General features: G+C 51.1%; 1 protein-coding gene (running past one end of the window). It reads right to left on the bottom strand.

The features are described 5' to 3' along the window. A protein-coding gene (locus GmarT_RS12420) for an Ig-like domain-containing protein (RefSeq protein WP_002646193.1) crosses the window boundary here: on the bottom strand, positions 1 to 25,384 show its 3' portion. 10,913 nt of this gene lie beyond the right edge of the window; only the last 25,384 of its 36,297 coding nucleotides appear in the window; its start codon lies beyond the right edge, outside the window; the stop codon is at positions 1 to 3.

A 25,384-nucleotide genomic window follows, 5' to 3' on the forward strand; every position in this document is an offset into this window, starting at 1 on the left:
TTAAAAAGTGAAGTTACCAATTTCATCAAATGCTTTCATAACAAATGCAGGGTCAGCGACTTCCCCTGTGATTTCATCGACAGAAGTTACTGATACTAACCCAAACAGTCGCCCATTTTGTTGAGCCTTTTCAAGCTCTCCTGCTAATTTTGGGTCAACTTTTTTAAGTTCATTTATTTTTTCCAAGATCCAGTACTGGCTCATCTGACCATGTCGAGCTCCTTGTGCTCCTGAACCCACTCGACTGAGATGCCCTGTGACTGAAGACGGGACATTGCGGGTTATTTTTTCAGCTGTTCCTTTAGCTTCTCCAATAAACCACTTATTACCTTTGCGGAAGATTTTGTCAACTCCCTGCTCACCTTTTCGAATGACACCGCTATAAAGCTTCAATCCCATTTTTTCAGCCACTAGCCCAAGTCCCATTTCGCCTACGTCTTCTTTCCATTTTTTGAGAATTGTATTAATTGCATAATTAGTTGGTTTACCATCTCGATATATATACTTTGTTCCTGGAAAATTCCTGGCAGCTTCAGTTAGAAATTCCGTTGAACCTTGGAGTTGTTTAAATCCAGAATTAAGTCTCCGCGTAAAGGAAGCAGGAATCCAAGCTTTAACTTTCTTGAAAATTCCTGAACCAGGTATAATTGACGCTGCTACCGCTGCCACTTCGACGGGATTAACAGTTCCAGTCGCGATAAATTGGCTCACGAGTTTGGCGATAGAAATAACAGTATCAGCTCTATCATAAACAGTAAGGGCGGCTCCTATTTTTCCAGCGGCAACGCTCAATCTTGCTCCGAGCGAGGCCATGACATTCCCTAAAAGCGAAAGCCCCGTCGGGTCAAGTCCGTTAACTGGATCACCATGAGTATAAAGATATTTATGTAAACTTTGTGGATCTTTAATGTTGCCAGCAAAGTCATCCAGCCGATTGAATCGTCCGGTTGTTGGATCGTAATAGCGGGCTCTTAAATATTGTTGACTAATATTTACATCGAAGTATTCGCCATTATAAAGTAGGCTAGTTGCAGCTTGAGTGGCTTGTATATTGAGCAAATTGCCATAGGCATCATAGAAGAAAAGTTGTTCAACCCCCACAACATTTGCAATGGTACCTACAAATTCAAACAGTACGCGTGTTGATCCTCGACCATCATAACCAAAGAAGAGCGTTACAGGAGTTTGCCCAACACTTGATAAATATTCTGTCGTCGTTTGGCTGATGACATCATGGCCGATTGTGTAAACCGTACGTTTCGTGACAACACTATTTTCATCGAATTCAGTCTCTTGGATGACCTGCGAATATCCGGTGAAATTTCTTGGATTGTTCAGGTATTCTGTCTTTGTTGTTTCATCAAAAGTGCCATCGGCATTTATGTCATTTTCGTGAATTGCTGAGACACGAATTCCCATAGCATTGTAGTCATAAGTCGTTTTCTCAACGCGGGTCGCTGTTCCTGTGCCATCTAAGGTCGTAATGGTTACCGTTTCCATGCGTCCCTGGAGGTCGTAGGTAAACACGGTTGTTGACTGTGTGACCCCCGATTCACTAACCATTTTTCCCGTTTGCTGTGTACCGGTATAGCTATAGGTGGTGGAGTTGGTCTGATCAACACTCCCGTCATTGTTGTCGTCCAGCTCTGTGGTTTCAGAGAGCAGACGATCATTTTCGTCGTAGCTGTATGTGGTCGTCTTTTTGTCGATGTCGCCATCGCCGTCGAAATCTTTTTCGACCTGTTGTTCCAGACGGTTACCAGTCAGGTCGTATGAGAAATGAGCTGATTGGTTAAGCAGGTCGTCATAATGACTGAAGACTTCATCAATCATGCGGCCTGCGTCATCGTAGGTCCAGTCTGTCGTGATCGTCTTGATTTCGTTTGCATCAAATAGACCGTCATTGTTTTCATCGCGGTAGATGGTTTCAGTTTCTTGTGTACGTTTGCCGTCGTCGCGAACTGTGTAACCAAAAATAATTTTATCATTATCTGATAGATCTTCTGGCGTCTCATCAGTAAGATAATGCGTGAGCGTTTCCAGACGGTTCAGGTCATCGTAGGTATAATCGGTTATTACACCATTGGGTAGAATGGTTTCATCCAGATTTCCGACCAGATCGTATTTGTAGGTGGTCGTTTCGGGAGTCGTTAGGATTTCATCATTGCGTTCAACAACAGTTACCGTTTCCAAACGCCCTAGCACATCATAAGTATAAAGGGTATCAGTAATCGGATCTGATACCGTTCCAGTATAGGTGCGTGTTTTAAGCCCCAGATCATTATATTCGTAATTCACAATTCCTTCTGGGGAATTGATTTGAACTAATTGGCCTTTATAATCATAGGTTTTGGTTGTTGCTTTGGTTTCAATTGCCGATTGCTGCGTAACAACGACCTCTCTACCAAAGGCATCATAGGTGTAGATAAATGTTTCATCGGGAATACCTGTACCATTCTGATAGCTTGATTCATTGTTGAAGAACTGTTTTTCAGTCAGTCTTCCTACACCACTTTGACTATCGTCATAAATAAAGAGTGTAATGACTCCCTCAAACGATGTATGAGTGAGCATTCGTTGGCGATTATCATATGTAAATGTTTCAACTGATCCGTCAGTTAAGGATCGACTGAGTTGATTGCCTTTATCGTCATAAGTAAATATTGTTGTATTTCCAAGTGGGTCAGTGATAGATGTTCGATTTCCAAGTGCATCATGTGCGTATTTATAGAGAGGACTTGTAAGTATGTCACCATTTCTAGGGTCTGCCACAGATGGTAAATTAACCGCGGTGAGTTGCCCAACTACATCATACTCATAGGTTTTTGAATTACCGACTGTATTTGTTTCTGAAATCAGACGACCTAATTCATCATATTCTGTTAATGAAAATGTTCCATCATCATAAATAGTTTTGCTTAAGTTTCCGAAAATGTCATATTCAAAACTTGTGACCTGTTCTTCAGAACGATCAATAGTATCATCAGAAAATTGTCGAAGATTGGAATGGGTTGATTGAAGGCGACCATAAGCATTGTAAACGGATTCTGTTCGATGGCGAATCTGTATCCCGTTAATATTAACTTCGGGGCTAATGCTCGCAGTTTGTCTGCCGAGAGAATCGTATTCATAAGAAGTGATAATACCTGTTTCTGATATGATTTGAGAAATTTTCCCCTGGTCATCGTATATTGTTGTTGTGGCTGAAACTTCAAGCCCTGAAGAGATTAAGATTGATTCTCCCTCAACCAAGTCAATTTGTACTCCTTCAAGTTGAACGGTACGTTTTACACGACCAAAAGAATCGTATTCAGTACGGCTAGCGAGTATTGGGTCTCCAGATCCTTCTATATAATTTTGTGTGACAAGGGAGGTTCGGCCATACTCATCATAAGTTGTTCTAGAGACAAGCCAGATGAATTGCCCATTTTCATCAACAGACTGAGTTCGTTCTTCAGTAAGATCTCCCTTAGAATTATAAGTAATTTGTGTCTGGTTACCGTATGAGTCAGAATTAATTGTAGTTCGATCGGCCGAGTCGAATGTTGATACATAAGAATCGAGAATCGTTCCCGTGGAAACCAAAGCACTTTCGAGATATGAGCCGATTCCTGAAATTTCAATTTGTATTCCAGACAATTGCTCAGTTTTAACAATTCTTCCTACCGGATCATAAGTTATTCGTGTCCCGGTAAGTGGTTCGGTAGTTCCTTCAATATAGGAATCTGTTGAAGCGATTAATTGACCGGCTGCATCGTATGTATAACGAGTGATTAGAAAATCTGATTGGCCTTGGCTATTGCTGGTTTGAACTCTTGACTGAATAAGTTGACCATGCCGATCATAAAGATACTCAGCACTGTTGTCGTACTGATCGACGTTAAGCAAAATCTGTCCTAAGGAATTATAAGTGGCAAATGAGGATTCAATAATATATTGCTCGTCTATTATGGCATTGGCTAGATCTGCTATAATAAACTGATCAGAAGGAAAAATTGCTTGTTTGGTACCAATTACTCGACGTTCTTCATCATAGAATGTCAGAAAGAGTATCTGTATTTTATCTACTCCAGCACCTTCAAACGTCCAATGGGCAATTGGATCTCCATTTAAATTGTATTCAAAATAAGCTGTTTGACTCGTAGCATTCGTTGAAGTTAGGATTTCACCATATTGATTCCGAGTATTAGTGAAGATCTTACCGCCGTAAGAATTAATCAGTTCTGTTAAATTCCCATTACTGTCGTACTTGATGTTAGTATTGTTGCCCAAAATATCTTTTAATGAACTAGCGAGACTGTTAGGACCATAATTGACTATTGAAGTATTTCCTAAGGGGTCTGTTTCAGTCAGTGGTTGCCCAGTTTCTCTATAAGTCATTCTAGTTGTACTACCATATGAATCTGTGAAGCTTAGAAGATCTTCATTCTCGCTATATGTATAGAGTGTGGTAAGATCGTCAGCTTCCCCATTGATTGCTGAGTCTTCTTCACCAATCACAATTATTTCTGAAAGAACATTATCATTTTCATCAAAAGTGCTTGTTACTATATTCCCCACAGGGTCAACTTCACGAATTATATTCCCACGATCGTCCAATATGACAATTGTTGTATAGCCTAACTGGTTCGTGATTCTTTGAACTTTGGAATCGGTGTTCCAGTCATATTCGATCGTCTGACCATCGGCATCAATCGTGCGGAGCAGACGGCCATCAGCATCATACTCAGTTTTGGCGGCTGTTCTTCCCAGTGGGTCGATGATTTCACTCAGATAATGTTCAGGAACATTGACGCCTTCCAGATAGGTAAACTGAGTTGTCGCCCCAACACGATCGGTCATGGAAACTAAATTCCCGTCGGTATCGTAAGTGTATTCCAATCGATTCCCTGCCGGATCGATAATGGCAGTAATACGACCCGCATAGTCACGTTCGAATTCGATACTGCGTCCGGCGTTACTTTCAATTCCCATGCCGGTAAAGGTAATCTGGTTACCGCTCAAATCTGTGATCGTGGAAAGGTCACCGGTTTCGGCATTGATGGCGAGTTCGACTCCGTTACGCAGGATGAGTGTGTAAGCGCCGCCTAAAACCGGATCGGCGGGGGAATAACCTCTGCCTGTTTCCATATCGATATAGCCATTACCTAATTTACGAATGTAACGGGTATCGACAATCAACTGACTTTTGACACCCACATCGGGGATGAACTTCGGTAAGTAATCCCCCGTTTTAATATAGCCAGAAATCTGTCGCTCTGGGATAAAAGTAAATCCTTCTTCCGTTCCGTCGGGTAAGGTGATAATGATTCGGGTACCATCTTCAAAGATAGGATAACCAAACAGCCCCGGATCGCTGCCGTCCGGTTGCACGATGCGAACTTTGGTGTTACTCAAATCCATGGACCAACCATACCCAAAGTCACCTTGCACATCGGAATCAAGCGTGTCATAGGTGCGGGTTACGGTGATCGGAATGCCCACTACGGGAACGTCCAGATCGGTAAACGACACTTCATAATTCCCCAGTTTCAGATTCCCGTCAACCTTAATCACTTCACTATCAACGGACACATTACCGCCAGCATCAATGGCTTTGAGTTCGATGGTGTAGACGCCGTTGCGCAGTAGCGTGGGATCGAAGCGGCCGATGATGTCGTTCGTAATCGCGCCGCTGCCGGTGGCGAAGACTTTGGCTACGCCGCCGTCGTGCGGAATGGCTGAGAGGGTCCAGGTCAGGTTCTCCAGCGAGTCGTCCGTCACCGAACCGACGATGTCGATGGGGGCGGTGACTTCCTGATAATAACTAAGGGAAGTAATATCGACGCTGGGCGGATTCTGGTCTGCAGGATCGATAGTCAACAGGTCAACCGGAGTCGCAATTCCTTCGTTGCCGCTGGAGTCCCAGGCGGTGGCCGTGATGTGGTAGGTGCCGACTGATGTGGGCGTGAAGCGGGCGATGCCGCCGTTGGTGGCAACGATCTGGCCATCAATGCGGAGTTCCACTTGATCCACGTCGACATTGTCAAACGCACTCACTGAAATCACGATTTCCTCGCCCACTTTTCCTTGGTTGGGATTGGTCAGGATGGTGACCTTGGGAGCCTGAGTATCGGCTTGAACGCGGACGGAGAATTCGTGCAGGAACTGGCCGCCACGTCCATCGGAAACCATGACATCGACCGTATAGTCCTGGAGCGGTGTCTGGGCCGTGGTTTCCCAAGTCACCCGACCGAATTCATCGACGATTAATCCCTCCGGTGCCAGCAGCAGCTTATAGGAAATCCGATCGCCATCGGGGTCATTCACGCGCATATCGTAGCGGAATGTATTACCTGCCGTGACGGTTGCCAGCGGGACATCGTCCACGGTGGGCGGTGTATTGGCGGGCATGACGGTGACGGCAAACGTTTGAGTGGCAGTGCCGTCCACGGTGGTCGCTGTCAGCGTGGCCCAGTAGACTTCGCCGACCGTGGCGGGATCGGTCCAGATGATTTCACGGGCATTATCCGGATTAAAGGTCATGCCGCGTGCGAGGGAAGCGGCGTCCAGCGAAAGTGTGATGGCATCGCCGTCCGGATCTCGGGCGTCGACCAGATAGGAATAAGTTTCGCCTGATGAAGCAATCTTGGGCGCGCTGGATTTAATGTTGGGCGGCGATGTTTGCGTGACCACGCTACCATCGTGAACGACTACATCAAAAATTTTAGCGGCTCCCAATCCGTGCTCGTCGACAACTGTTACAGTCAGCCTGTAACTGCCGGCCGTGGTAGGCGTCCAGGTGACAAGGCCGTTGGCATCGACGGTAATGCCGGTCACAGCACTGCCGTTTTCATCTTGCGCGGAGACGGCGTAGGACAGCGTATCTCCATCCGGATCGGTGGCCCGCACAGCGTACGTGTATTGTTTATTGGTGTAAGCATCGGTGGGAGGATCGCCTTCCAGGGTGGGTGTGCGGTTGACTGATCGCACGGTGAGTGTCACCGTTTGCTCAATACCGGCGCCCATCGTGTCCAGAACCCGCACGGTCATCGTGTGTTCGCCCAGGTCATCGAGCATCGGTGTCCACCGGACGAGGCCGGTTTCCGCATCGATGGTCATGCCCTCGGGGGCTTTCATCAGACTGAAGATGAGCGTATCGTTTTCGGGATCAGTGGCATCGGCGTCGTAAACATAGGGTTGATTGACAACCAGGTTCGTCGACGGGTTCGTGGTAAATTCAGGCCCTTCATTTTTGAGGGTCGTGGTAACATTCAGAGAATAGGTGGCCGTAGCGGTTTCACTGCCGTCACTGACGACAACGGTATAAGAGTGAGGTGAACCATCTACGTCGTCCGACGTGGGAGTCCAGCGGAGGAGCCCCTGGTCGTCCATCGTCATCCCGTCAGGGGCGGCGGTGAGCGTCCAGGTCAGGCTGTCGCCATCCGCGTCATAGGCCTGGAACTGATACAGGAATTCCTGTTCCATCCGAATCCGATCCCGCGGGCTCGAAATAATCTGCGGGGGCGTGTTGTTGAGCGGATCTGTGACCAGCACTTCATACTCCTGCCGGGCGACTTCACCGTCCTGATCGGTGGCCAGGATCGTAATCGTGTGAATTCCGGCCACAGTTGGCGTCCACGTCAGGCTGGCAGTGTTGTTATCGGTTTGCGTGAGCGAAACGCCTGCGGGAGGATTTTCGAGAGTAATGGTGAGCGTATCGCCTGCGTTCGGATCGCTGGCGGTAACCGTGTAAGCGTAAGCCGTGTTGAGATCGACGTTCTGAGAGGGAGTCGAAGTGATAACCGGCGGTGCGTTGTTGAGCACTGTCAGAGTAAAGGTTTGAGAGACCGCATCGGTTCCGTCACTGGCCACCACGGTGATGTCATAGCTGCCCTTTGCGGTGGGCGTCCAGGTAAAGGCGCCGGTTGGCGCATCGATGGCCATATCACCGACAACAGTCATTGTGGGAGACAGAGACCAGGTGATAGTATCGCCGTTGGCATCGGTGGCCGTGGCCTGATAGGTATAAAGGCGATCGCGCACAGCGGGTCCTGTTGGCTGGGAGGTAATCTCGGGGGGATCGTTGAGCTGCACGGGAGCGAAGACGGAAATCGTCCAGGACTGCGTGACGAAATTCCCCGCTGGATCGGCGGCTTTGATCGTGACGTCATAATCGCCCAGTACGTCCGGACGCCAGGAGATGAGTCCGCTGTCATCGACGGTCATACCGGCAGGCAGGGTTTCGAACGTGATTGCAACCGGATCGCCATTGGGATCATAGGCGTCGACCTGATACTGGTAGACTTCACTGGCCCGAATTGAGTTCGTCGGCAACGATCGAATGACGGGGGCATCATTTGCGGGGGCGACCGCTTCGGCCACGAGCGTAAATGACTGAGTGCGGAAGCCGCCAAATCCATCGCTGACCTCGATTTTGATGTCCACCGGACCGGCAGACGTCGGTGTCCAGGTCAGTAGGCCGTTGGCATCGATTTGCATGTCGTCCGGCAGGACTGCTGGTGCGAGTAAGTCATATTGCAGGCTGTGGCCGTCCTCGTCCGTCGCCGCGACCTGATAGGACCACTGGGAACCGACATAGGCGGGGCCTGTGGGCTGAGAACTGATTTCCGGAGCGGCATTATTGACGCCAATCGTGAAGGACTGGACCGCCGTTAAGCCGAATCCATCGTCGACCGTGACCACAACAGGGAATTCCCCTACGGAATCAGCGGTCCAGAGAATACGACCGGTCGTGGAATCGATGGACATACCGCGATTCAGCGAATCCTGATCGAGCGAGTAAGTCAGCGTATCCCCGTTCGGATCGGTGGCCTGCACGAGGTAGGACCAGTATTCATTGACGCTGATATTGGTGGTCGGAGTGGATTTGATCTCCGGCGGCAGATTGTGAATCTGGACTTCGACATCAAACGTTTGTGTGGCGTCGCCATCGGCATTGTCATCGACGGTTACCGTAATTGTGTAACGTCCTTGCGCTGCAGGCGTCCAGGAGACTAGACCGTTAGCATCGATACTGATATTTTCACCGGCTGCATTGATCTGTACATCAAAGGTGATGTTGGGATCGCCGTCCGGTTCATTGTAGGTGACATTGTAATTCCAGAGCTCGCCCTGGTAGATGGGGCCAGACGGTGTGGAAGTGATTTCCGGCAGCGTTCCTCCACTTACAGGAGGCGCCGGCGGTGAAACGACGGGGATCGTAAAGCTCTGCTCCGCATAGGCGCCGAAGCCATCATCGGCACGGACGGTGAAGCTGAGGCCGTCCGGGTTTTGCGAACTGATGGGCGTCCAGGAGATCGTGCCCGATGGTACATCAAAGGAAACCCCTGCCGGAAGTGTTGCGGGAGAAACGAGGGAATAGGTTAACGTATCTCCTTCCGGATCGGTGGCGCCGATCGTGTAGGTCCACAGTTCTCCCTCGACAGCCGGGCCGGAGGGAATCGACGTAATTTCGGGAGCGGTATTCCGACGGACTGCGGGAATGGTAAAGCTTTGCGTAGTCACTCCCCCGTTGCCATCACTCACTTGAATGGTAAAGCTGCGGTCCTGTTCTCCCGTCAAAGGCGTCCAGGTAAGTGTCTTGGTTGTGGTATTAAAATTGACGGTGGCAGGCGGTGTTGCCGGCTGGATCAGCGTGTAGGTGAGCGTGTCATTATCTGCATCCGTGGCCACGACCTGGTATTGCCAGGCTTCGTCTGTATAAGCCGGGCCGACCGGCACCGATGTGATCTCGGGACCATGATTGTTGGAGACCACCGGCAGCGTAAAGCTTTGCGTCACCTGGTTGAGGCCTTCATCGGTCACCGTAATCGAAATGGCCTGATCGCCGACCGTTGCCGGATTTGTCCAGGTGAGCAAACCGGTATCCGCATCAATGCTGACGCCGGCAGCCTCAGCTGCAGCATCGAGTGAATAGGTCAGCGTCTCTCCTTCCGGATCATAGGCGGTGACCTGATATTCATAGGCTTGTCCCTGGACAGCAGGCCCGGTGGGAATCGATGTGATCTCGGGGGAATCATTCTGAACGGGAACGGCGACAGCGGGGACGGAGAACGTCTGCTCTCTCCAGGCACCCTGTGGATCGGTAACCCGCAGAGTGAAGGATGTGCTCGTACCAACATCAGCCGCCGCCGGTGTCCAGGTCAGTGTGTGGCTGACCGGATCAAACTCGATAACCGTGGGTTGTTCTCCCGGGCTTTCCAGCGAATAGACGAGTGTGCTGTCATCATCGTCGGCATCGGTGGCCATGATGGTGTAGCTCCAGGTTTGTCCTTCGAAGGCCGGGCCGGTCGGATTGGAAGTGATGACAGGCGGTTCGCTGGCAACAACGGCAGCCTGGACGGGCAGCGTAAAGGACTGTGTTGTTTCTGCCCCTTTTCCGTCGTCGGCGGTAAGTGTCACCGGAACATCGCCCAATTGCTGCGCGGTCCAGGTGAGCGTCGTTCCCGTAAGGACCATCCCGCGGGCAAGAGAGGCCGCATCGAGCGTCAAGGTGACCACATCAGCCGCATTCGGGTCGGTAACGTCGATATTGTATGTGTATTGTTCCCCGACAATGGCGGGAGCCGGAGGGTTGCTGTTGAATATCGGCGCCGCATTATCGCGGACGGGCAGAATGAACTGCTGGGTGATGGTGCCCCCCCGTTGATCATCAACCGTGATTTCCACACGGAAATCTCCCGTTCCCGGAGCGGTCCAGGTCAGCAAGCCATCTGAGTCAATCGTCATGCCACGATTGAGCGACGCCTGGTCCAGTCGGTAGACGATAGCATCACCGTTGGGATCGCTGGCTTCGACCTGATAAGACCAGAGTGTATTGACGCCCGCCGGGCCTGTTGGCCGAGAGGCAATTTCGGGGGCATCATTGACCGAGCTCACCTGCAGGTCAAAGGTCTGTACGGCGACGCCCCCCAGTTCATCTGTTACACGGGCGATGACGGTCGTCGTTCCAATCTGGTCTCTACTGGGAATCCAGCCAATTAAGCCGGTTTCAGGATCGATGGCCATTCCTTCCGGGGCCACGGATAGCTCATAGGTAAGTCGGTCCCCGTCCAGGTCGACGGCATCCAGATCGTAAATGTAGGTCCCACCTTCCTGGGCCGCTGTGGGGGCTGTGGAAGTAATGACGGGGCGATTATTAGTGAACCCGGTCGGTGCATTGACGGTGATGGTAAATGTCGTTTCGTCGGTGCCGCCGAAGCCATCCTGTACTCGAACCTTGATGGTGTGAGTTCCTTCCTGGGCCGTGGTGGGAGTCCAGTTAATCTGCCCTGTAGTCGGATCAATGGTCATACCGTCGGGAACAGGAGAACTGTTGGCCGTATCATCGACGAGATAGTACCAGAGCGTATCGCCGTCCACATCGGCGCCGGTGAGCTGAATAGAGATTTCCCGCTCCGATTCCGTGGTGAGGTCGGTAACCGCAGTTAGTGTAGGAGCAATATTGGCGACCCCCGATTCGGTAACGGTGACTGTCCAGGTCTGCAGATCCTCACCGCCGCGGCCGTCGGTAACGCGTGCTGTAAATTGATAGTCGCCAGCAGATTCTGGATACCAGGTCAGAATCCCTGTTTCAGAGTTGAAGGAGGCCCCATGCGTGTCGCCGATCAATTCATAAGTGAGTGTATCGTTGTCGGCATCGATGGCATCGACATCGTACAGGTAACCTACCTGCAGCGTAGTCGGAATCGATCCGTAGAGTATTCCCGGTTCTCCCTGTCGGATAAACTGCAAATCGAAGGCATGCGCATCCGTGTCCCCAGTAAACTGAACGGTGAAAGTGGCCACCCCATTTTCAACCCGTTCATCAAGGATCGTAAACTCGACACTCGGATCTGTAGCGATCAGGTCGAGATCCTGCTGGTTGAAAATATCGCTTGTGAGTGTGGAAACAAATGCGTTGGAGAAAGAATTCGCAATGAGCCCCCCGTCTCGCAACTGATCGAGGCTCCAGACCGTCCCCCCTGTATCAAAGGCCAGATCGACGTATTCTTCTTTTGTTCCCGCATTATCGGCAGGAGAACTACCCAATGCCCCACCGGGATAAACCGCCAGAGGTTCATAGTATAGATTGGGATTCACGGAAAAGGACGTGTAGTTTCCATAGCCGACTTTCAGACGTAGTTCAAACGTGCCACCGGGCTGCAACTGACTCTGATTGAGATTGAGCGTAAACTCTCCCGTATCCTCGTCGGCTTTCGTTGTTTGATCGATGGTTCCGTTCTGATCGTAGTCGATTTCAATCGTGTAATCATCGGCTGCCAGACTCAGGTCAACGATACCGCTCAAGGTTCCCGTGGAATTCTTTAAGCTGTAGGAAGAGAAGCCGGCTCCGGTAAAAGTAATCAAAGCAGAAGCATCGAGGGGATTCCATGTCAGGGTTTGAGTTGCATCATCGGTCAACCGCACACTGATGTTCCCACCGGCATTGATCAGGCTGGGATTTACGGCAAAATTGAATTCTCCTGTCGTAGCATCCGCATAGACCGAAGCATCGGTAGTTCCATCCTGGTCATAGTCAATCTCAACGAGATAATCAGTAAAGCCTTGCGTTAAATCAACGGTTCCCGAAAGCACACCGGTTGAATCATCCAAGTCCAGTTCAGGAAAGCCTGGTACGCCGGCAGTCGAAACCCAGGCCCAAGGAGAAAACCCTTCGAAATCGTTGAGACGTACATTGAAATCTCCATCAACGGGCACCAGGCTGCTATTTACGGTCCCATTAAATGTCCCTGTAAATTCATCGGAATAGAATGTATCATCCACGGTTCCATTTTTGTCATAGTCCACTTCGATCATCGCCATGTAGAGACCGGTACTGGGATCGATGGTTCCCGTAAGCAGATAGGTTCCACTGTCGTAGTCGAGCTCTGAAAATCCTGAGGAACCGTTAGATGTGACATTGGAAGCATCCACGGTGTTGAAGGCCAGCGTTGTCGTGCTTGTATCGGCGTAGAAGCCCGTGTCCGAAGCTGACTCCCCGGTCAGGCCAAGTGCTCCCGGGGTTTCAGACGGAGCAAAAGAGGTGTTGGCATAATTATCAAAATCATAGTCGACTTCGATATAGGGATAATTGTACCCCAAACTCGTATCAATAACGCCGGATAAGGTACTCGTGACAGGGTCAAACACCAGTGATTCGAAGCCGGGGACATCAGTCAATTCCGTTTCGCCGACGGTAATCCAGGTTCCTCCCCCTCCTTCGGGAAATTCATAGTCAACCAGCGACACATTCACAGTCCCACTGGGATCGATTTGCCCAGAATCCAGTACCTGGCTGAATGAACCTTCTGCAGAGTCGGCTTTAATATCCAGCATGATGGCGGAATGCAGCGTCGCGCCCACAGCTTCGATTTGTGCCAGGATCGTATTATACGTGAGTGAGCTGTTGACCACGTCACGGTTTTCGTCCGTCACCAGAATGACATTCACGGCGGCATCCGGCCGGAACGGGAGCGAGAGTGCTCCGGCGATTCCGTTATATCCGTCTTCGGTGCCACCATTTACTTCAACGGCAACTTTGTTGACAAAGCTGGCCGCATCAGTAAACGCATCCAATTGGATAGAAACGCGATCACCACGTTGTCCGCTCAGGTGATACACGTGCTGTTCTTCTAAGACCTGAGGTTCTCCAGAAATGATGGAACCAAAGTCAACCGTGGTCTGATCTGAAACATCCAAGAAGCGGAACCGATAACTACCGGTTTGGTTCTGTGCACTCTCAATCACCACTTGATAGGTGCCAGGTTCCCAAAGTGTAACGGGCCAGGGGGACTGGCTCCCTTCTCCTTCAAAACCACCAAACCCGAGCATATTATCACTGCCAAAGGACGTCATGACCAATTGTTGTCCACTGGGGGAAACTAATGTGACATTCAAGTTCGTGGGAACGGCATCCAGTGAATCGAAGAAGACCTGCTGGCCTGCAGTTGCAGTATAGAGATAGGTGTCTTGCTCGCCTGCAACATCCAGGCTACCTGACACAATATCACCAAAAGATTGTGCTGTTCCTGTGGGGGGAGTCGGTGCCGTAAATCCGAGCGTATCAATTGAGAAGGTATAATCCACGAGCCCCGTGTTGGCCGTTCCCCCCTTGACAATGAGGGAATACTGGCCCGTGGACAGCAGGGTTCCGGGAGACTGGTCAGAGACAGAGGTGGAATACATATTGACGTCAAATACGGACCGCCCGTAAGGATCAATCAATTCCCAGAAAGCACTTCCAGTGCCCGTTCGCGCAGTGAGATCAAAGGCAAATTCGTCTCCGGCGGTCACGTCAAACCGATAAACCTTGGTTTCTTCTGCCGGTGTTAAACTGTCGAAGATCGAAGTGTCAGCAGTAACCAATGTGCCGGCCGTCTGCAGATTGAGCAGCTGGAAATCATAATCTACGGCGTCAGTATCGTTGCTGGAAACAATCAGAGTATAGTCGCCCGATTCCGGCAAAACGACCGGGCCCCGATCCATGTCTTCGATCTCAAACATCTCGGAACTGGTAAACAGGCTCGTCCCCGAAGGGGAGACCAGCGTGATCTGGTAGGAATCAAAGTCATAATTGGGATCATCGTAATCGTAAATTTCCTGGGAGAGCGTGTCGTAGAAAACCGTCTGTCCGGCGGTTCCGGAAAACTGGTAGAACTGACTTGCTTTCGCTTCGGAAACCGTGTCGTCGATTTCAGTATTCAAGCTGAGACTGGTGGACGAATTATTGATATCGACGAGACGCAAATGGTAATTGCCGGTGTCATTCGTCGAATTCCCTTTGACGGTGAGCGTATAGGTGCCAGCTTCCGGAAGCAGGATCGGACCGTAGTCGTATCCGGCAGTTCCGGCGGATACATATTGATTAGGGGGCGTCAGGATTATCGAATCACCGGACGGAGTACGAAGTTGATACCGCAGATTACCGGAAGTTCCATCGAGTGAGTCCAGGTAAAGCTGGAATCCTTGAGGAGCGTCGAAGGTGATCGTTGATTCTTCCCCAGCCTGAATGGATTCCTGGTAGTCTCCCATTCCCGAAACGGCAACGGCGGCATCCCGTTCCTGATCAATCACGAAACTGTACGGTTGCGGATCCTGTGTCGCCTCTGGGTCCGCAAATTCGCCATTCTGCGAACCAACAATCAAGGTATAGTCACCATCGGTCGGTAGGACAAAATCATCAATGGCGGCACGGACGCTTGTGGCTGGAACGGTGATGGATTTTACAATCTCATTAGCGGGGCCAATGAGTGTCAGTTGCACCGGCGGATTGGTGCCGACGATCGTGGCATCATTGATATAGCGGACCAGGGCAAACCGGTTATCGGTAACACCGGCCGCATTGAGGGCAGCATCCAGATCGGGAATCATCTCTTTTAACCAGGCGAGTTCCCCTGACATTGAATTAGAAGTGTCTACAACGATCACGACATCTGTTGTAAAATCGGCCGCCAAGGCAGGCAACGTAATTGAAATCGTTTCTGTCGTAGTAGCTCCAGGAGTCACGGCCAGATTCAGGATTTCAGGATCCACATCGCCCTGTGCCGGGTTCAGACTCTGGTTAGGGAGTTCCAAAGTTTCAGCGGGCTCACTGACGATCACAGGGGCATGATTGCCTGCTTCAGGATGAACATAAATTTGATAGGTCTGTTGTGCCAGACCTCCCTGGGAATCGTCGGCCTGTAACGTCACCAGGAAAGTGTTCCCCACATCGGCGGCAGTGGGCGTCCAGCTGAAGCCCCCTTGTTGATTGTCATAACTGGTGACACGTACGCTGATATTTCCACTGGCATCCAGGAGTGAGTCGTCAACCAGGTAGCTGAAAGTGCCATCGACCTGGTTCACGGCAATCCGGGTTTCATACACACCATCGAAATCGTAATCCAGTTCAACAAACGGTTCGAACAGATTCAGGCTGCTGTCAACCGTTCCGGAAATCACGCCTGTTGAAGCTGAGTATTTCAGACTTGAGAAACCGGGAGTGGGGGTAAATGTCACACCTGAGACATCCACGTTCGTCCAGGCAAGTGGTTCTGCCGAATAAAAATCATCGATGGCTCGTACTTGAATGGTATCGAACAGTGCGAGCTGCACACTATTCAGCAAAAGACTGAAGGAACTGTCTGTAGCATCTCCGGCGACAGTCACATCACCGACTCCATCTCCGTCATAATCCACTTCGAATGAAGGGGTATAAAATTCATCGTGGTAATACAGAGCACCTGACAGCACGCCGGTTGCCTGATTCAGTTCCAGACTGTTGACAGCAGGCAGCCCGGACAACGAGATTACGGAATTTTCTTCCGGCGTCCAGGTGATCCAGTCACGCGAAATTGTTTCACTGTTTATCATCCCTGCTGGCCCACTCACAACTGAATAACTGAGTGTATCGCCGTCCGGATCCTCTGCTGTTGAGGTGTAGAGATATTCCGTGTTGACATAGGCGTCGATGACAGGAGTCGAAGTGAATTCGGGCGGTCGATTGGGAGGAGCATCCAGCACGCTGATCGTAAAGGCCTGCTGGTCAAAGCCTCCTTTCCCATCGGTGGTTTCAATCACAATGGTATGTGTCCCCACGTTTTCTACCTGCGGACTCCATACGATAGCGCCTGTTGCCGAGTCGATGGTCATGCCTGTCGGGGCAGTAAGTAACTCATATTCGAGCGGATCACCGTCGGGATCAAAGGCTGCTGCCTGGTAAGTGTAAGCTTGCCCGGCGACCACTTCGACTTCGGGAGCGGTGATAAACCGCGGTGACTGGTTGAGCTGTCCCAGCACAACCAGATCATAGGTAAACTGCAACTGTTCATAGTTGAGAAATGCGAGCGTACCGAGTTCGGTTGATTCACCGGAGGCTAACGTTAAATCATTGTCCGAATCGCCATGATCAAGCAGGCCAGTAAAATCATAGTAAGGAATTCCGTCAGCAGTCACCCCGTCAAAGCCGTCAACGCGTACGCTGGGCTCACTGATATTGATCACACCGATCAAGAGTGGTGCCTGAACATCGTATTGGCCCCCATTGTGGATGGCCACATCAGCATACAGGATATTGGGATTATGTGAGGTACGCCGATACTGGCCAGTAACACTTGTCGAGACATCATCCATTGTCTGAAAATCAATCGGGCCATTGGTGGCCACTAATCCTGTGAGTGTGAGCTGGGTAGTACTGGTTGCCCCAAAAACATCCGTGGCCGTAATCTCAAAAATATTGATGCCCGGCTGGAGGGTGATCGTGGAAAAGAAATTGTTTCCGGCATCGATTGCTTCCACTTGGGTACCGTTGACCGTGACACTAGCAATTAAATTGTTGGTGAGCACTTTTCCGTTCAGCAGCACTGGATCGCCGACCATAAATTCCTCATCGTCGGCCGACGCTTCGACACTCATCAGATTTGCGATGCCTGCAGAAACCGTGGCTGTGGAAGTTCCCACAGTTAAGCGATCCAGCAGGACCGTGGTATCATTCAGGGCATCTCCCTGGTCGAAAATAGACAGGTAGAGTGTATGCGCTCCCGCCGTAATTGGAGTCCGCGCCTGGAGCAGAGTTGTCGCCGCGCCATTATGATCGCCGGTTCCGGTTTTACCGGCTCCATCATAGGCGGTGCCCTCTCCGTTTTCGGCGGACAAGCCCGTTTGAATCGCACCGCTCACATTCACCAGACCACCGGAAGAAAACGTGGCAAAATTATCCGGTGCTGAGATGACTCCTGCTGAAGTCGTCCATGTAGTCTGATCGAGTTCCAGAATGAATGTGTCATCATAGATGGCATCGATAAATCCGGGGAATTCTTCGGTCAAGAACTGGAAGTCGAGTGACAGATAATCAGCCCCTTCGGGAACATCAATGTCGATTTTAAGAACGGTGACATCATAGTCATTGTCTCCCCGGATATTACCACCACCCAGATCATAACTGGAGAGCTGACCGGGGTCATTAACCAGGGCTGCCTCACCGGTCGAGAGAATGCCATAGGTGTCTGTTCCATCCGCATTCCCAAATGCTGTCAGTTGTGTGGCAGACGTTCCATAGGATTTTTTATTCTGGGGAACTTCGGTGAAAATTGCCCCTGTAATGATGGAGGGATCGGTGGCGATCGCCTGGGCGAAGACGAACGCATTTCCACCTACGGCGATATCAGCGTCATCAGTGTGTGCGTAATAATTTTCATAATTCGACTCGTCGGTAAACTCCCAGTCATAGTTCCAGTCCTTGACGCTCACAACGCCCGTTGAAGTATTACCGTAAGGATCGCTGACCGTATACTGGAACGCATCCCCGTTCGCGATTTCTTCGGCAATGTAAGTAATCGTGCCATCAGCGTTAATGATTGCTGCCCCATAGGTGGGGTCCGAGACAGCGATGACTGAAATCGGCTCGCCGTCAGGATCGTAATCATTGGCCAGCACATCGATCGTCACTGGAACGCCGAGCGGCGCATCATAAATGTGATCCTCATATGTCACGGGAGCGAAGTTGTAGACTTCATATATGGAAACAGTGGCCGTATCGGTATGCCCGTTACCATCGCTGACCGTATAAGTAAAAGAGTCGAATCCGAAACCGGGATTTCCCGTATATGTGATTGATTCGTCTGCATTAATGGAGGCCGTTCCGTTAGCGGGTGTGGAAACGTAGGTTATCGTGAGACTGTCACCCTGTCGGTCGCTATCGTTGTTGAGCACATGAATCACATAGGGATTTCCAGCAACGGCATTTCCCGTATCATTGATAGCGTCTGGGTTCTGGTTTTCCTGAACGGTGATCGTCACGGATCCTGTGCTCTGTAATCCCTGTTCATCAGCGACCATATACGTGAAGGTATCACTGCCCGCATAGTTGGGACTGTTACTGGTGTATTTAATGTCAAAGTAGCTGACGTCATTCCCGGAACTCTGGCTGTAATACTCCCAGCTTCCGTAATACATCGAGACATAATCATCGAGGGAATAGCCGTTTGAATATTCCCAGCTTCCCTCGTATTCGGTTTGTAGCGCGGCAGGGATTCGACGTTGCATGCTCACAGCCCCGTGAGTGGCACCACTTACCGAAATCAAGGTGAGACCAAACGATTCCGGATCACTGTCATTTGCCAGAACATCGACCACAGTCGATTCCCCGGCCGTCAAGCTGGCGCTATCCGCAACGACGCTGGGGGGCAGGTTTTCCAGAACGGTGATAGTGACAGATCCTGAACTCTGGACCCCTTGTTCATCCTGGATCGTGTAAGTAAACGTATCAGTACCAGAATAATTGGCATCGGTGCTGGTATAAGTCACATCGAACGTGCTGGCATCATTACCGGAGCTATTTTCGTACTGTTCCCACCCGCCGTAATTGGAATTGACATGGTCATCGATGGTGTATCCCCCCATCGTGTATTCCCAACTGCCTTCATATTCGGTTTGCAGGGCGGCTGGGATCCGTCGTTGAAGTGAAACGGTTCCGTGGGCCGCTGTTCCCAGTAAAGCCAGGCTCACTGTTGCCCCCTCCGGATCACTGTCATTCGCCAGCACATCGATCATAACCGAGTTACCGGCCAATACACTCGTGGTATCAGCAGCGACGACAGGTGCCTGGTTTTCGTTAACGGTGATCATTACCGTTCCCGTACTCTGAACCCCTTGTTCGTCTTGTACTACATAATTGAATGTGTCGGTGCCCACATAGTTGGCGTCGGTACTGGTGTAGGTCACATCGAATGTACTGGCATCGTTGCCGGAGCTAATTTCATACTGCTCCCAACTGCCGTACATGAAGGAGACGTAGTCATCGATCGAATAGCCTTCCGAGTACTCCCAGCTCCCCTCGTATTCGGTCTGCAGGGCAGCGGGAATTCGGCGTTCCAATGTAACCGTACCGTGGGCAGCCGTCCCCTGCGAAACCAGACTCACTGCGGAACCTTCTGGATCGCTATCGTTGACCAGCACATTGATCACGACGGAATATCCGGCTATTACGGATGCAGTATCAGTAATGGCGGCAGGTGCCTGGTTTTCATTGATAGTGACTGAAACCGTCCCTGACCCCTGGACGCCCTGCTCGTCCTGAATCGTATAGGTGAATGAATCGGTGCCTACGTAGGTTGCACTGGTGCCTGTATAGACAACATCAAACGTGGTGGCATCGTTGCCCGAGCTGAGCTCGTATTGCTCCCAGCTGCCGTAATACATCGATACATAGTCATCAATGGAGTAGCCACCTTCTGAGTATTCCCAACTCCCCTCGTACTCGGTTTGCAACGCGGCCGGGATACGGCGTTGCAGGGCTACGGTTCCATAGGTGGCCGTTCCCAGTAAAACCAGGCTTACGGTCGAACCTTCCGGATCGCTGTCATTGGACATGATGTCAATCACCACCGTATTACCGGCAATCACGGTAGCGGTATCGGCGACAGCAGTAGGTGCCTGATTTTCGTTGACGGTAACGGTGACTGTTCCCGTACTCTGAACTCCCTGTTCGTCCTGAATCGTGTAGGTAAACGTGTCGGTACCGACATAGTTGGCATCGGTACTTGTGTAAGTTACATCAAATGTAGTGGCATCATTGCCCGAGCTATTTTCGTACTGTTCCCAGCTACCGTAATACATCGATACATAGTCATCGATGGAATACCCCTCCGTGAATTCCCAACTTCCTTCATATTCAGTCTGCAAGGCAGCCGGGATCCGGCGCTGCTGGGCTACCGTACCGTGAGCAGCGGTTCCCAGGGAGACCAGACTGACCGTTGTCCCCTCCGGATCACTGTCGTTGGAAAGTAAGTCAATCACTACCGAGTTGCCTGCGACCACCGTCGCCGTATCGGCAACCGCATCGGGGGACTGGTTACCTGTGATCGTCACTGTCACGGTGCCCGTGCTTTGGACTCCCTGTTCATCCTGGATCGTGTAGGTAAACGTATCAGTTCCCGAGTAATTGGCGTCAGTACTGGTATATGTTACATCAAATATACTGGCATCGTTGCCTGAGCTGTTCTCGTACTGTTCCCAACTGCCATACTGGAAGGAAACATAATCGTCGATGGAATATCCTTCCGTATATTCCCAACTCCCCTCATATTCGGTTTGTAGCGCAGTGGGAATCCTGCGTTCCAATGTGACCGTACCATAGGCGGCTGTTCCCAGTGACATCAGGCTAACCGCAGAACCCTCCGGATCGCTGTCGTTGACCAGCACATCAATCACCACCGAGTTACCGGCGACCAACGACGCAGTATCGGCAACCGCGTCAGGCGCCTGGTTGCCGGTGATGGTCACCGTGACCGTCCCGGTACTCTGGACTCCCTGTTCGTCCTGGATCGTGTAGGTAAACGAATCAGTCCCTGAGTAATTGGCGTCAGTACTGGTATACGTGACATCAAAAATACTGGTATCATTGCCAGAGCTGTTCTGATACTGTTCCCAACTGCCATACATAAATGAGACATAATCGTCGATGGAATATCCTTCGGAGTATTCCCAACTGCCTTCATACTCGGTCTGCAGGGAAGTCGGAATACGTCGTTGCTGTGTGACCGTACCGTATGTCGCCGTTCCCAAAGAAATCAGGCTGACTGTCGTCCCTTCCGGATCGCTGTCGTTGGCCAGCACATCGATCACCACAGAATTACCAGCGACTACCGTCGCTGTATCGGCAACTGCATCAGGAGCTTGATTGCTGATAACGGTGACTGTGACAGTCCCCGTGCTCTGCACACCCTGCTCATCCTGGATCGTGTACGTGAACGAATCGGTTCCCGTATAACTGCCATCAGTACTGGTGTAAATCACATCGAACGTAGTAGCATCGTAGCCCGAGCTATTCTCATACTGCTCCCAACTCCCGTAATACATCGAGACATAGTCGTCAATCGAATACCCTTCCGCGTATTCCCAGCTTCCTTCATATTCCGACTGTAGTGCAGCGGGAATCCGGCGTTCCTGTGTGACCGTACCATAGGTGGCCGTTCCCAGCGAAACCAAACTCAGCGGCGTGCCTTCAGGATCGCTGTCATTGACAAGCACATCAATCACAGTGGAATTACCGGCTACCACGGTTGCCGTATCGGCAACGGCGTCAGGAGCCTGGTTTCCGGTGACCGTCACCGTGGCTGTCCCTATACTTTGGACCCCCTGCTCGTCCTGAATTGTATAAGTAAAGGAATCGGTTCCCGAGTAACTGCCATCAGTACTGGTGTAAATCACATCGAATGTCGTAGCATCATTGCCCGAGCTGATTTCATATTGCTCCCAACTGCCGTAAAACATCGACACATAGTCATCGATCGAGTAACCTTCCGAATACTCCCAGCTCCCCTCATACTCCGTCTGCAGAGCAGCCGGAATCCGGCGCTGCAGGGCGACCGTACCGTGGGCAGCCGTTCCCAATGAAACCAGACTTACTGTCCCCCCCTCCGGGTCGCTATCGTTGGCCAGCACATCAACCACCACGGAATTACCGGCGACTACCGTCGCTGTATCGGCAACGGCATCAGGGGCCTGATTACCGGTGACAGTCACCGTGACCGTCCCGGTACTCTGGACTCCCTGTTCGTCCTGAATCGTGTAGGTAAACGTATCGGTACCCGAATAGCTGCCATCGGTACTGGTGTAAGTCACATCGAAGGTTGAGGCATCGTTGCCAGAGCTGTTCTCGTACTGTTCCCAACTGCCGTAAAACATCGACACATAGTCATCGATCGAGTAACCTTCCGAGTATTCCCAACTCCCCTCGTACTCCGTCTGCAGGGCAGCCGGAATCCGGCGCTGCTGGGTGACCGTACCATGGGTGGCCGCCCCCAGGAAAACCAGACTCACCGCCGAACCTTCCGGGTCACTGTCGTTGGCCAGCACATCGACTATAACCGAGTTACCCGCAACCACTGTCGCAGTATCAGCGACCGCGTCGGGGGCCTGGTTTCCGGTGACAGTCACCGCCACCGTGCCCGTACTCTGAACTCCCTGCTCATCCTCAATTGTGTAAGTAAAAGAGTCGGTGCCAGAATAATTGACGTCGGTACTGGTATAAGTCACATCGAAAATGTTGACATCATTGCCCGACATCATGGCGTAATCGTCCCAACTGCCGTAATACCAGAGCACGTAATTGTCGATGGACTCACCCATTTCATATTCCATGCTGCCTTCAAATTCCGTCTGCAAGGCAACAGGGATTCGGCGTTCCAGCGAAACCGTACCATAGGTGGCCGTTCCCAGCGAAACCAGACTCACCGCCGAACCTTCTGGATCACTGTCATTTGAAAGTACCTCGATCGCTACCGAGTTCCCCGCCACGACCGTTGCCGTATCTGCACCGGCAACGGGGGCCTGATTCGCATTGACGGTGATGGTCACCGTCCCGGTATCTTGAACGCCTTGGTCATTTTGGACTACATAATTAAACGTATCAGTGCCCACATAGTTGCCATCAGTGCTGCTGTAGAGTACATCGAAGATGCTGACATCGTTTCCCGACATCATGGCGTAATCGTCCCAACTCCCGTAGTACCAGAGCACGTAATTGTCGATGGACTCACCCATCTCATATTCCATGCTACCTTCAAATTCAGTCTGCAATGCGGCGGGAATGCGGCGTTGTAGCGTAGTGGTCCCATGAGAGGCACCATTGGCAGAAAGCAATGTCAGCGTTGTTCCGGACGGATAGTTATCATTCGTGAGCACATCTATGGTAACGGTAGATCCCGCTGTAACACTGACCGCGTCATCCACGGCGATCAATTCATAAATCGATACAATCGCCGTGTCTGTATTACCGCCGGGATCACTGACCGTATAAGAAAAACTGACACTGCCGAATCCCAGGGGACCGGTGTAAGTAATCGTTCCGTCGCCGTTGTCGACAGCCGTTCCGCTTGTCGGTGTGGAGAGTGAAGTGATCGACAGTGTCCCCGCTTCTGGATCAGCGTCATTACCGAGGACATCGATGATTACCGGTGAGCCACCCGCGACTTCATAAGCAAAGTCGTCAGCAGCAATAGGGGGCAAATCGACGAGTTCCGTAACATTAATCGTTCCGGTATCAGTATTGCCGTTTCCATCGCTGATGGTATAGGTGAAGGAGTCCGTACCGAAGCTGGCATTACCCGTGTAGGAGATGGTTCCATCTCCATTATCGACGGCAGTTCCATTGAGAGGTGTTGAAACGGAAACGACGGTGAGTGTATCTGCTTCCGGGTCGGTTGAATTAGCGATGACTGAGATGATAGTCTCTACTCCCGCCTCCACGGGGTCCAAGGTGGTACTGTAGGCGACTGGGGGCTGGTTCACGGCTTCGTAGATCGTAACAGTCGCTGTAGAGGTGTGGCCATTTCCATCACTGATCGAGTAAGTGAAACTGTCACCGCTGAATCCGGTGCCGGCCGTGTAGGTAATCGTGCCATCCCCGTTGTCCACAGCCGTCCCATAGGCGGGGGTGGACAGAGCCGTGATCGAGAGCGTATCACTCTCAGGATCCGTATCATTGCTGAGAACACTGATCACTACCGCTTGCCCTTCGAGAACATCATTCACAGAATCATTGACTGCCGTTGGGGGATAGTTACCAGTTTCCGTCACCGTGACCGTGGCAGTTGAAGTGGCGCTACTGGTATCGCTGATAGTGTAAGTAAAAGTGTCGGTTCCAAATCCGATCGTACCGGTGTAACTGATGGTCCCATCCCCATTGATTACGGCAGTACCATAATGTGGTGTCGAGACAGAAGTGACCGAGATCGCATCGCTTTCAGGGTCGGTGTCATTTGCCAGGACGTCAATCACCTCAGCCACTCCGCCAATCACATCTGACACCGTATCGTTTGTAGCCACCGGAGCTTGATTTGGATCCGGGTCAGCGATGCCCTCCGGATTGAGATTATCACCGATTAAATCAAACGTCGAGGCGGCAGTTAAGCTACCCGAGCGGACTCCAGTGGCATCATCATATCGGTAAACCCTGTCATCATTACGGTCAACAACCCAGATGGAAGTGGAATCATTCAGCGCAATCGTGATACCGGCCGCATCTGAGTTTGCGGGATCCAGGTCCCAGCTTCCCAGATAAGTTCCTGCAACATCATAAACAAAGACCCTATCGGCAACATCGTCTACCACCCAGATCGTATCCCCATCCGTGGTGATGCCGCTGGGGCTTACATTGTCCTGGTGTAGTGCAAACGAGGAAGAAGAGATACCAACCCCGAAGAAAGCACTTTGATGACCATATCCGACATAGCGCAAGACTTGGTGAGTGGCGGCATCGACAATCCAGATGTCATCGCCTCCGGTCGCAATCCCCTGCGGGTCTTCGATACCAACGGCTCTCCAGGAACCAATCAGGGTCCCGTCGACCTTCTGCACGGCAACCTGTTGTGCCCCCCCCACGGTCCACAAAACAGGTTGAATGTTATCGTCGGGATTCTCA

The sequence above is a fragment of the Gimesia maris genome (assembly GCF_008298035.1).
Classification (GTDB): Bacteria; Planctomycetota; Planctomycetia; order Planctomycetales; family Planctomycetaceae; genus Gimesia; species Gimesia maris.